The following is a 13,191-nucleotide window of genomic DNA, read 5'->3' on the forward strand; positions in this document are numbered from 1 at the left end:
TAAGTTATTTTATCGGCTAGCGGATGAATAAAATATTCACCCGCACGCTAGGTTTATTTACCGGCACGCCGCATCTAGTGCGCGTACCGTCGAAATGGCATTTGCCTCAGCGGCGGGCAAGGTGAATGTCACCTGACATTGCTGCTTAACTTGATTGCCCCATTGCACCTGCAACTGGCCGCTTTCCGGCACGCCGCTGAGATACACCTGACCGTCATCACCCACGATACTGCTATTGCTACTGTCTGATTCATCACCTTGTAAGCTCGCCATGGCACCGAAAGGTATTGGCTTGCCCTGATAAGTCAGGTTGATCAACACGCGGCTGCCCAGACGTGGTTTGAAGTTAGCCAGCACCACCGCACCCCGTGTTGGCACCACGTTTTGGCTGGTGATATCCATATCAATGCTATCGCCCATGCTCTGGGTATCGAGTGACACCGTGTTCTGGCGGTAACTCGTGGCATAAGGCACCACCGCATAGCCGCGCCAGTCGGTTTTCACTCCACGGCCACTGCCAACCCCGACACCACTGGCACCGGGTGCACGCACCAACACCAGAGTGTCGCTTTGGGATTGCGAAAGCGTCACGCCGTCGCGGTGCGCCAACACGCCACCGTTGAGGCCATAGTTCATCTGGCGGCGATCCGCGCCATAACTGTAACCGGCACTCAACTGACCATAAGCCCCGTTATAGCTGCTGCTCAGGCTGCCACTATTGCCACCGCCACGGCTAGAGCGGCTTTGTTGCAGGCTATAGCTCAACTGATTGTCTGCTAGCAGGCTGCCACCTAAGCCTAATTGCTGGCTGGTGTCGCCCCCTTGACTATTATTGACGCTGTAATTGGCCCAACTATTGGGTAACCATCGGCTCAGCGGGATATTCATACTCAAACTGAGCCGCTGGTCGTTATGTTGCTGGTTGGGGGCCTGGCTATAGCTGTAGTTCAGGCTATAGCTGATGCCAGACAGCGAAATGTTGTAGCCCAATGTGGCATTGCGTTCGATGCCTTTACGCTGCCAATAATCTTGCTGATAGGCGGAAAGGTATAAGCTGCCAAAATCATTCAGAGATTGGCTGACATGGAACTGAGTCCGGCTGCGTTTGTTATTATTACGCCCGAGAGCGTTAATGCTGCCTACCCCAGTTAACTGATTCGCTTCACTGAAATCATAGAAACCTTCAGTAGAGTAGCGGTGGCTACCGATGGAAAAGTGAGTCCCAGTGGCGGTAATACTTTTGGCATATTGCAGGCGATAAGATTGCCCTTGGCGAGTGGTATCGTCTTCAAAGCGCGTTTTGGCTTGCGTCACATCCGCAGATACTGACCCCATACTGCCTAAACCTATGCCAACGCCCAGTGCACCGGCTTGATAATCGGCAGCCAATAAGAAGCCGTTATACAGCGTAAACCCGTAAGGCATCCCATAAGCCAATGAAGTTTGCGCAAAATAGGGTGTAGGACTACCCTGACGGGCTTGCCGATATTGACCAGCGCTCAGCGCATATTTCAGGCTGCCCTCGCGTTGCATCAGGGGGGCGGCGGAAAATGCCTGCTTAAATTGGCGCTCGCTGCCATCGGCCTCTTTTATCGTGACCTCCAAATCCCCGCTGGAAGAGGTGGGGAACAGATCGTCAATGGCAAAAGCCCTCGGTGGCACATAAGTTTGGTAAATCACATTATTATTCTGGCGCACGGTGACTTGAGCGTTGCTTTGTGCAATGCCGCGCACGACCGACGCAAAGCCGCGCTGGCTATCGGGCAACATACTGTCATCGGAGGCCAACTGCGCGCCGCGAAAAGGCACTCCATTCATGATATCGCCGGGGGTATAGCTATCCCCTAGGGTGAACTGACCTTTGATGGCGTGAATATCACGCTGTAGCGTATTCGTCAGAATATTCCACTGGCGATCGCCTTGGCTGCTTTGGCGGTAGGTGGAATAGTTGCGTAAACGCCACGCGCCCCAGTTAAAGCCACTGCGCAAATTCAAAAAGTGATTGCTGCTGGCTGGCTGGTTATTCTGTTTGCTCTGAGCGCCACTCAGGCTGTAATTGAGCTTCAGGGCAGCAATGCCTTGATCCCACTGTTTAGGGTCAATATAACCACGGGCCTGACTGTTAAGGGCTGCCTGCGGAACACTGATATCAAGCCGCTGAAGGTGGAAATCGAAACGGGTGCTGGCCGCGGGGATAAATTCCCCTAATTGCGTGACCGGCAAGTCTGCGGGTCGCAGCTGTAAGGCAGGGAAAGCAGCCACTTTTATCCCTAAATCAGTCAGTTGTTGCGGGGTGATTTCCGGCAGTAACTCGCCATTATCGCCAACAAAATTGACATCTCGCGTCTCAATCTGCTGGCCATTGAGGTAAATATCGACACGGTAGGTACCGGGTAACTGCGCACCCGATTGGGCGAAAATACTTAAATCAACGGCGGCATAGCTGGCATCTTTGATTTCAAGTGAGCTGGGATTGAAGTAATCCTCGGCCCACGCTGGCGTTGATAAGGCGGTTAACCCCAGCGCCAATTGAACTGCCAGCCTTAAAGCCCGTTGCGTGGGCGGTAAAGCCAAATGAAGGTGCGTCATGATGGTCACTCAGGCTTATAGGTTGGCAGTGGCAATATCAGAAGTGCCACCAAAATCGTTAATGACCTGCCAGCTCACGGTGTTGGAGGTACCGGCGGGCAGTTCAATAGTCAGGGTGCTTTTAGGGGCCACCATCAAGGCACCTTTAATTTCATGGGTACCGACTTTCAGGGTATGGAAAGAGACGTGATAAGCGGTTGGGTTGTTCACCAGCAACTGTTTACCCTGACGAGAGAAACTCAGTGCTTTATAAGCATCAGCGGCATGACCCACTAAACCGGCTGGGCGGTAGAATAATTTGATACGGTTTTTAATCGAGATAAACAGCTGGTTGCTATCGTTTTTTGGGCTTGATGGAATAGATTTTATATTCAACCAATATACGGATTCACGGTCTTGGGGTAACTTATTGCCAGTGAACAGAATACGTAAGCTACTTTCTTTCCCGCCATCTAAACGGAATAAGGGAGGGGTGATCATAAAGGGCACTTTGTTCGTGTTATTCGTATCGAAATTATCGACCCAGCTTTGAATTAAGTAAGGCGAATTTTTATCTTCGTTAGTGACGGAAATAGCGGCTTCTTTCTTGGCTCCATCATAAATAATACGGGTGCCGCCAATAAGGACGCCCGCTTGAACGGAATTTATCACGCCGGTTAAACAGGCGATAAAGAACAACGATTTTAACCACGGCATGGTTTTTTCTCTTTAAGATATTATGTCAATGCTGATTTATGGGTGAAATAAATAGCGGTAATCATTCCCAGTTATTGATTATCAATAAGAGATGAAATGAATATAAAATTAAAGGTGCCGCCAGACAGGCGGCTAACCCGATAGATAAAAGTAGTGATTAGTTAAAAGTAACACCAAAATCTAATGTGGCAGTCGCATTACCAGGTTTGAAAAGACTCGCAGTTGAAATATATTTTGCTTTGTACTTTAGATCCTTAGTCGCTGAACCATCCAGTACTTGAACATCGGCAGCTTGATTAATTTCAATTTCTTTCGTACCATTTTCTTCAAATAACGCTAATGCCACCCCTTCAACACCATCGAGTTTTAACGCTTTTGGATTAGTCGTATCCGCTGTTCCTGTAAAAGTGACAGTGGCATTTTGTTGTACCGCAGGGCAACCCGATAACTTGATAGTAATATCTGTAGTAGAATCTGAAGATGTTTGACCACTGGCCGCACCCAATTTTTTAAGTTCAATGTTTGGCATGGTAATATTGGAAACAGTTGTTGATGCTACGCAAGGTGTTGCAGCAATGGTACCCGTAATATTAAAGGTACCATTTGCTGCATTCGCTGCAGAGGCAAATACGGTTGCTGCCAGTAATGAGGTGACGATAAGTTTCTTTTTCATAATAAAGTTCCTGTTATTAATGATTCAATTATTTAAAGGTTAATTTTTATTGGCTTACGTTAGCCAGTATTGAAGTGAAAGGTGTTTGTTGCCGTTTCAACTTGGGAGCTAATATAGTGACCTGAAACGTTAATGTGAATATTACGTTTTCGGAATTAATGCCGAATAAGTTAATTGGTGTATTTAATTAGGAGAGGATATTCATTAATTAAAAAGAATAATTACTTAAAATTAAGTATTAAGGAGCTAAGGTGGGGCTTAGATATATTAAAGGGCTTAGTATCGGCATTAAAATGGCGGTTTTTAGCCTTATCAACCTTAATACAGAGTTGAGTGTGTGCTTTGAATAGTCGGTTGCCAATGGCGAGAGGGGGATAGGATTTTAAATGTACGTCATGAAGTTTTTGTGAAAAATAGGATAGCGAAAGGCGAAATTCAGTATTGCCGGAATTTGAATGTTGGCGAAAAGAAGAGGAAGAGACCTCCCCACCACGAATTTTCGTGATACAGGGAGGTAAAAAACAGTGATGGGTACAGCGCTATTGGTACAGCGTTTTTGCCCAGCGGGCTAATCCAGCCGTGACCGAGCCAAAATCATTGCCACCCACTAGCGGGATACCCGGCAATTGCTGTTGCAACGCGGCGCGCAACAATGGAGAGCGAGCACTGCCGCCAGTGAGATAAATCACATCGGGGGTGATATGACTGGTGGACAGCGCCAAACTGACTTGTTCTTGGATCCGTTGTAGGGGTTGGGCAATCGACTCGGCCAATTGCTGCTGGCTGATGATCTGGCCCAATTGCGGCTGAACAAAATCCAGTGCTGCCGCGACCTGCTCCTGTGCCGACAGCGCAATCTTGCTTTCTTCTGCGGCGCGCACAATACGGTAGCTCAGGCGCTGTTGATACACTTTCAGCAAGCGCTCAACTTGCTGTGGATGCGCGGCATCGCGAATCAAATCACGCAGAAAACGGCCATTCACCGTGCTGTAGAAGTCACTTTGGGCAGGCACATCGTTGGTGGCCACCGCATTCCAATAAGGGAGCGATGGCATGGCAATGCCTTTTTCGGTTTCGCCGCCCATGCCAAACAACGGCATTAACTGCTTAAACGCCAGCATGATATCTAAATCGTTGCCCCCGACACGGCAACCACTGTGGCCTAGCAGGCTTTCTTGGCGGTCAGCCATGCCTTGCCATTTCGGCCCCATCAACAGCACCGAACAGTCCGTTGTTCCGCCGCCGATATCCACCACCAGCACGGTTTTCTCTTCCGTTAATGTGGCTTCAAAATCCAAGCCAGCGGCGACCGGCTCAAATTGGAAGGCGATATCGCGAAAACCGGCACGCTGCGCGGCACGCAGTAAAATACCTTCCGCCTGTCGGTTAGCCTCTTCACCACCGGAGCCTTGGAAGTTAACCGGACGGCCAATCACCGTTTGGTGGATGTCTGCTGCCAACACGGATTCTGCTTGCCGTTTGATGTGGAACATCATGGCGCAGACTAAATCCTCAAACAGCGCCAATTGCTGTGGTTTCAGCCCATTGGCCCCCAAGAAGGATTTAGGGGATTTCACAAAGTAAACTTCTTCAGGATCGTCAATATATTGCGCCAGTGCAGACAAACCAAACATCAGGCTATCGGCGCTAACGGGAATATCTTCTTCGCGATTGAACGCCATGGCCCGGCGTAATAGTTGCTGGTTTTCGTCGCTGCCAGTCGGCACTTGCCAATGACGATGCAGGCACTCGCTGACCGCTTCACGGGTCGGTGCGCACAACATGGATGGCAGATAGACGTCATTATTTTCCAGCGTCAGCAATTCGGGATCATCGCCCCGCATCACGGCAACCGAACAGTTTGCTGTACCGTAGTCAAATCCAATGAACATCATTGCCCCCCAGGCCAAATAAAAGGGGCCGACTTTACCCCAGAGTGGGCGACGGGGCAATCATCAAATGCGGGATTTTTTATCCCCTAGGCTGGGGTCGAGCTTAAGGGATAAAAATATCGGTTGTGGCGCTGGCGGGACTCAAAGAGAACAAATTACTTAATGGCGAAATATCCGCTGTTAAGCACCTCAGACAACGGCTGCGTGCGGCCGATGGTTTCGCCGTCGGCTAAATCGACACCAATAGCCGTGAGCTTGTTGAGGATAGGGGGTAAATCAGCGGGTCCGGCTAACGTGGCAATATTAGCCCGCTGCGCCGTGCCGTTGATAATGGATACCAGCACTTCATCCATTTGATTAATATGGATATGAGCAATTAAGTCCCTATTGAACTTGAGGTAATTGATGGTGTGCTCTGCCAATAGCTCAAAATCATTCAGATTATGACCAAACTCTTTCACGATGAGCTGACAGCCCATTTCTTGCAACTTGGCGAGGAAATTACCGATCGCGAAGGGGTATTGCAGCAAGCTCGACTCGTCCACCATCCAATACAGACTTTGCGGTGGCAATGGCGTGTGTTGCATCAGGGCCAGTAATGACTGGCGGAAGTCTTCTTTGAGCAGCGCAATTTCTGATAATGGGATCGCCAGTGCCAGTCCTTTGCGGTTAATCGCCTCGGCTTGCAAGCCGAGAAGTTGTTCGCATACCCAACCGTCAACTTGCGGCAGCAAGCCGTACAATAGCGCGGCTTCCTGAAAGGCATCTTGGCTGACATTAATGTGCTGCGGGCAATTGACCGTGAAACTGACCTGATAAAAGCAGACTGACAGCGGTGTTTTCGGCGGTGCTGTCGGGGCCAGTTGTAATGTCAGTTGGTTATCACGGAGGATGTTTTCGACATCTTCTTGGCTCAGCAATTCGTGCTGGCGCGCCAGCAACTGCTTCTGCCGTGGCTGATAAAGGACCACTTGCCCGCGGCCACTATTTTTGGCGGTATAACAGGCGATATCGGCTTGTGCCATAATTTCACTGCGTTGATTGTTGCTGCTGCTGATTTGGGTCACACCAGCACTGGCCCCGATACGATAGAGCTTATCTTCCCAGTAGAAATGATAGCCATTGATCATGGACACCAGACTTTGGGTAATGGCTTTGGCATGGGGCAGGGTGCAATTGAGCATCAGCAAACCGAATTCATCACCGCCGAGGCGGGCAACACAATCGCTATTGCGTAAATGCTGGCGCATTAATTGGCTAAGTTCTTTGAGCAGGGCATCGCCCGCAGGGTGCCCAGCAGTATCGTTGACCGCCTTAAAATAGTCTAAATCGAGGAACGCCAGCGCATGCTGTTGTTCAAGTTCGATGCTCACCTGAATAGCTGCTTTGAGCTTATTTTCAAAGTTGGCGCGGTTTGGCAAGCCAGTGAGATTATCGTGTGAAGCACTGTGGCTCAGTTTGCGCATCATGGCGCGAGACTCACCAACATCTTGGAATACCATCACCGCCCCGACAACGCCACCTTCCAAGGTTTTCAGTGGCGCGACTGATTCTTGAATATCGTAATATTGCCCATCTCGATGATGTAACACCATCGATTCATTCAGCGAAGAATAGGGGCGATGATTGAGGCAATGTTCGATTGGATTAGCAATTTCAGGCCCATCGACGCCGTTGGTCAGCTTGATAATGTGACTGACAGGTTGACCCAGTGCGATGGTATTGGCCCAGCCGGTCATTTTTTCCGCGACGGGGTTCATAAAGGTAATCTTCATCTCTTGGTCGGTACAGACCACGGCTTCACCGATGGAGTCCAGCGTAATGTGCAGCCGCTCTTTCTCCTCGTGCAGGGCTTCAGTCAGGTTCCTCACTTCCGTCATATCCAACGTGGTACCAATCAAACGCAAAATATTGCCGTTTTTATCGCACACCATATTGGCCTGATTGCGCAGATGGACAATCTCACCGCTGGGCAATAACAGCCTAAACTCCAAGCGATACGGTTGGCGCTGATTCAAGGCGGCGGCAAATTCACGATCGACGCGAGTGATATCATCCGGATGAACGTGTGTACGCCAAACTTTTTCATCAACGGGGGTATGGAGCGGGATATGGTACAGCTCGTACATCCGTTTATCCCAATTGATGGACTTCGTTCTCAGATCCAATTCCCAAATGCCGATACCGCCAGCTTCGTTTGCCAGAGTAATACGCTCCACCAGACGGCGATTAATAATCTCAGTCTTTTTAAGGTCATTAATATCTTCGACTTGCGAGATGTAATAGAGCGGTTGTTGTTCGTGATCTCGCACCACACTAACCACCAGCAACACCCACACCACTTCACCATCGCTGCGGACATAGCGCTTTTCCATCGAATAGCTCGGGATGCGGCCATGATACAAATCGTCGAGTAATTTAAGGTCGGCTGACAGGTCTTCCGGATAGGTAATTTGCTGGAAAGTCAGGGTCAGTAAGGTTTCCTGACGATATCCGAGTAACCGACATAACGCTTGGTTGACCTGCATCCATTTGCCTTCGGGCGACACCAGCGCCATGCCGATGGCCGAGTACTCCATCGCATTACGAAAGCGGTTCTCACTCTCGACGATATGCTCTTTTTCCATCCGGAAGGCATGCATCACCATCGCCATGGCATGCGGCGGAATTAATACCATCAATAGCGGGATAAAGGAGAGGGCCTGAACTGACAACGTGCTATCGGTATGAAGGGTAAACAGGTTGAAATTGATCATCAACGCTATCATCAGCGTGGCCAAAAAACAGATGGTAAAGGTCTCAAAACGCGGCAAGCGGATGGAGGTCCAAATCAGTGCCATGATGACAAAAGTAAACGGGAAGGGCAGATAAATCAGGCCGATATAACATGCCGTCAGTGACAGAATCATCATCCACATCATGTCAAACAGCGCTTTGGATTTGGTCGCAATATTAAAATAGCCACGCCGATAAAGCAGCCCAATTGGCCCCAGCGCCAACATGCCGATGGCTTCAGACATAAACCACACCGTAAGCACCTGCACAAAGGGGCCGTTCTGTGGTGAGAGATACCATGCCGCTGCCAATCCACTAATAAGGGGGACAATAATCACGGTACAAATCGAGAATTTGAGCCAACTGAAGAGACTATTGAGTGGGTCCTTTGGCTGGAGGAAGTGGCGCAATAACCAAGCACCAGCAGCGGACTCAGTAAGATTAATTAAGGTGAGCGGGAGTGGGAACCAACTGATGCCATAGAGTATAAAGTTTGCAGCAACAATGCAGATCCCCGCAGCTAACAGTTGCCATGACCAGTAACGCAACGGGTGATGGAATAAGGCCACCATTAAGACGGCCGTGGGGAACCATAAAGGCGCCAGATTATCTGACTGCTCAGAAAGCTGGATGCAAAAAAGCGCAAGCAAAAATACCACTATGCTGACGGCAGCGATGTGCACAATAGTTTTATTGTCAGGTGCCGGTTTTTCAGACGCGCTGAGATCCATATAACGCCTTATTTTGCTCGCAAATATGCTGGTTATGATGAGAAAACCCCATCACATAAAATAGCTGCCTTTTTAATGCGGTCATCACTTAACAAGGCAATCTAGTAATGCCTCAATCGATCAATACGGCAATCACGCAAACGAGAGCGGTCAAAAGTTTAGTATAGATAACCTACCGCAGAGTGTGACTTGTTCTATTGGGCAACGATTAATTCATTGTTTTCTATCATAATCATTAGACTAAGAATATGGTGGCAAGCCCCAAAAAGATGAAAAAGCCGCCAGTATCTGTAATCGCCGTGATCATCACACTGGATCCGATGGCGGGATCTCGGCCTAGTCGGGCCATGGTCATCGGTATAATGACGCCCATTAATGCAGCCATCAGCAGGTTCAGTATCATGGCTAATGTCATTACGCCACCCATGGCCGCATCGTCATAGAGCAAATAAGTGACCCCTCCCATAATACCGCCCCAAACCAGGCCATTAATGAGGGCGACGCCGAGCTCTCTTAGCATCAGGAAGGTCACGTTGCCTTGCTGAATATGATGCAGTGCTAAGGCACGAACAATCATAGTGATGGTTTGATTACCAGTGTTACCGCCAATGCCAGCCACTATCGGCATTAAGGCGGCCAGTGCCACCAATTGCGAAATAGTATCTTCGAATAAGCCGATGACTCGCGAGGCAACAAATGCCGTACAAAGGTTAATGGCTAGCCATGACCAGCGAGTCCGAACCGCGCGGCCAACAGGGGAGAACACATCCTCTTCAGGGCTTAAGCCCCCCATCCGTCTTAACGTGGTGTCGCTCTCTTCGTTAACGACGTCAACGATCTCTTCGATGGTCAGACGGCCCATCAACTTGCCTTTGGCGTCAATGACGGCTGCACTGATTAAGTCATAACGTTCAAACGCACCCGCCGCATCTTCCGCTTTCTGTTCGGGTTGGAACGTGGTCGGGTTGCTGTCCATCACTTCAAATACTTTGGTACTGGGTGCATTAAGTAAGATGGTGGTGAGCGACAATTCGCCGAGTAAGGTATTTTTGCGGTCAATGACGAAGAGCTTATCTGTGGCATCGGGAATATTTTTCCGATAGCGCAAATAACGTTGTACCGTCGCCAACGTGACATCGGCCCGTACCGTCACTAACTCGAAGTCCATCATCTGCCCAACAGTATCGCGGCCATACTGGATGATTTCCCGTACACGAGCGCGTTGATCAGGGTCCAGTGAGGTGAGCAGGCGGCCCATCAGGTTACGGGGCAGATACTCGGCGAGATACGCTTGCTCATCAACGTGCAATGTGCGCATCGCTTTGAGCAAGTCTTTATCGCTCATCTCGGTGATCAGGGTGTCCCACACCGTCTCAGAGACTTCAACTAACGTTTGTCCGCGCTTCTCGTTTTTGACTAAGCGCCACAACGCCAAACGTTCGTCATTGGGTAACGCTTCAAGTAAGTCTGCTAAGTCAGCCGCGTGAAGGTCATCAAGCAGCTTTTTGATTTCCGCCGTTTGAGCTAAAAGTTGCTCATCACTGATTTTATCTCGTTCTTCCTGACGCCCAAGAATACCGTCAACCAAGGCTTTATCATTCAGTAACAGGGTCAGTATCCGGTTGCGTATTTCTGCCAGTTTTTTTGCATTATTTTTCGTTTTATTCTTTATTACCGCAGAAAGTGGTGCAGGTATTATGGGTACTGGCATGGTATGTCCTTGATTCGAAAATAACCTTTTGTACTTGGTGGCAGCTGTGTTCGCTGCACTCATTTACTCGCCCCATTACTGGGACCACTGCAAGCCGCGTTCAGATTTGTGCTCGGCAGATTGGGGACTTGGGTGTTAACCCTTAGGGGCTAAGATCAGTCTCGTGAGGGCCAGCAGGCTCACCATCCACAGACAGTTCAACTTGTTGCAGTTGCCGGCGTTCCTGATGGTGAGAAAGCGAGGCGACTGCCGCATACAATAAGCGTCCAAACAGGATGAGAAAGCTCACCAGTAGGATTATTTTTGTTAGCTGTGTGGAGGGTCTTCGTTTCATGTTATCCCTGCGTACTTGTCGCTGCAGCGGTGTTAGCTGCATTCGGTCACCCGAATCACTGACTGATGTCAGCTCATCGGGATTCACTCATTTGCTGCCTTGCTGCAACACCAATTACTTTGGGCAAGACTCTGCGTACTTGTCGCTGCAGCGGTGTTAGCTGCATTCGGTCACCCGAATCACTGAACATTAGTCAGCGATTCGGGATTGGCCCTGTTTACGCAGCCGGTACCGCGTTGTCGTCTTCTGATGCGTCTTCTTCTTCGATAATCAGCTTCCAACCCACCACATCATCCCAATAGGCTTGCTCACGCTCAAAATCCAGTTGCACCAAACTATTTTGCGTCAAATAACCCACAGGGAAGCGCAATGTCCAGTGGCTATCATCTGTTATCAAACGCAGACTTTCTGGCGTCGTTGTCGACTGGCGCTGGTTATTGAGCAAGGTACTCAAACGCAATAATTGAATTAACGGCAAATAATATTTTTTCTTGAATAAATTCAAGCGTGGCAATTCATCCAACTTAATGCCTTTACGATGCATGCGAACCAACGTCGCTAGCAACAATTGCTGCTCTTGATTGAAGCCGGGTAAGTTGGTGTTTTGCAAAATATAGGCGGAATGACGGTGCATTCCGCTGTGATTAATGCTCAAGCCCACTTCGTGCAGCATTGCCGCCCATTTTAGCAACGCTTCAAGTTGCGGTTGCACTAACTTGGTATTCTGCGCCAACCACTGAGTATAAAGCTGCTCGGTGGTTTCCAACACGCGGCGAGCTTGCTCACGGTCAATATTATAGTGCTCAGCCAAGCTTTTTGCGGTGCGCTGGCGAATATCTTGATGGCGGAAACGGCCCTCCATCTCATAGAGCACGCCTTCACGTAATGCGCCATCGGATAGCCGTAACTCTTTGATGGCTAACGCATCAAATACACCGCACAGAATCGCCAAGCCAGGGACAAAGACGGCTTGACGATCTTCCGATAGTCCCGGCAAACTCAGTGCGGTGAAATGTTTGAATTGCAGCACTTGCTCAACCAGCATTTCCAGCCGCTCTGGGGTGATCAAGCCATCTTTCTCGCCCATCTCGACCAACACTTCGTAGGTTGCTTTAATGGTGCCAGATGCGCCCAGCGCGTATTGCCAGCCTTGGATACGGTATTGCCATGCCAAGTTTTCCAGCTTTTGCGCAGCGGCTAAACGCGCACGTTTGAAATTCGTTTTGCTGATTTCGCCATGGGGGAAGAACTGTTGGGCAAAACTGACGCAACCCATGCGGCGGCTTTCAACCAACAGGGGTTCAAAGTCTTCACCAATCACTAACTCAGTAGAACCTCCACCAATATCAATGACCAACTTACGACCTTTTTCCGGCTGAGTGTGTTCGACGCCCATAAAAATCAGACGTGCTTCTTCCTGACCAGAAATAATTTCGATCGGATAAGGAATGACTTCAGCTGCCCGTTTGAGGAAGGTTTCCGCATTCACCGCTTGGCGCAATGAATGGGTACCGACGATACAAACGTTATCCGGTGAAAAGCCCTGTAAACGCTCAGCAAACAAGGCCAGACAAGCCAGACCACGCTCGATGGCTTCTTCGCTCAGCTTATTATTGCTATCCAGGCCATCAGCGAGATGCACCCGCTGCTTGAGGCGGCCTAAAACCTGCAACGCGCCGTTGACGACGCGGGCGATCACCATATGGAAACTGTTAGATCCCAAGTCGATAGCCGCAATTTCCTGCGGTTTGGTGTTAGTCGAGTTATTGGTTAGCGGCATAGTTTTCGCC

At 49.5% G+C, this 13,191-nt stretch carries 8 protein-coding genes; all 8 read right to left on the bottom strand.

The window, feature by feature from the left end:
• Positions 1 to 57: 57 nt before the first annotated feature.
• A complete protein-coding gene (locus DA391_RS05975) occupies positions 58 to 2,589 on the bottom strand; it encodes a fimbria/pilus outer membrane usher protein (protein WP_108087452.1) in 2,532 nt (843 codons plus the stop codon).
• 15 nt (positions 2,590 to 2,604) lie between these two features.
• The gene (locus DA391_RS05980; protein ID WP_057644992.1) at positions 2,605 to 3,285 is read right to left on the bottom strand and encodes a fimbrial biogenesis chaperone; all 681 of its coding nucleotides are present in this window, start codon (positions 3,283 to 3,285) and stop codon (positions 2,605 to 2,607) included.
• Between the two features lie 157 nt (positions 3,286 to 3,442).
• A complete protein-coding gene (locus tag DA391_RS05985; RefSeq protein WP_057644995.1) occupies positions 3,443 to 3,958 on the bottom strand; it encodes a fimbrial protein in 516 nt (171 codons plus the stop codon).
• Positions 3,959 to 4,497: 539 nt separating this feature from the next.
• Positions 4,498 to 5,850, bottom strand: a complete 1,353-nt coding sequence (gene yegD, locus DA391_RS05990; protein ID WP_050081899.1) for a molecular chaperone — start codon at positions 5,848 to 5,850, stop codon at positions 4,498 to 4,500.
• Between the two features lie 155 nt (positions 5,851 to 6,005).
• Positions 6,006 to 9,356 carry a diguanylate cyclase gene (locus DA391_RS05995; RefSeq protein ID WP_108087453.1) on the bottom strand — a complete coding sequence of 1,117 codons (3,351 nt, stop codon included), beginning with the start codon at positions 9,354 to 9,356 and terminating at the stop codon, positions 6,006 to 6,008.
• Between the two features lie 235 nt (positions 9,357 to 9,591).
• Positions 9,592 to 11,067 carry a magnesium transporter gene (gene mgtE / locus DA391_RS06000; RefSeq protein ID WP_050081896.1) on the bottom strand — a complete coding sequence of 492 codons (1,476 nt, stop codon included), beginning with the start codon at positions 11,065 to 11,067 and terminating at the stop codon, positions 9,592 to 9,594.
• A 142-nt stretch (positions 11,068 to 11,209) separates the two neighbouring features.
• Positions 11,210 to 11,401: a YfgG family protein gene (locus DA391_RS06005; RefSeq protein ID WP_050081895.1), complete on the bottom strand. Its 192-nt coding sequence runs from the start codon at positions 11,399 to 11,401 to the stop codon at positions 11,210 to 11,212.
• Positions 11,402 to 11,618: 217 nt separating this feature from the next.
• Complete coding sequence (ppx, locus tag DA391_RS06010) at positions 11,619 to 13,181, bottom strand: exopolyphosphatase (protein WP_050873889.1); 1,563 nt, start codon at positions 13,179 to 13,181, stop codon at positions 11,619 to 11,621.
• Between the last annotated feature and the right edge of the window lie 10 nt (positions 13,182 to 13,191).

Origin of the sequence: Yersinia massiliensis, assembly GCF_003048255.1 — a bacterium.
In the GTDB taxonomy this organism is placed as follows: Bacteria; Pseudomonadota; Gammaproteobacteria; order Enterobacterales; family Enterobacteriaceae; genus Yersinia; species Yersinia massiliensis_A.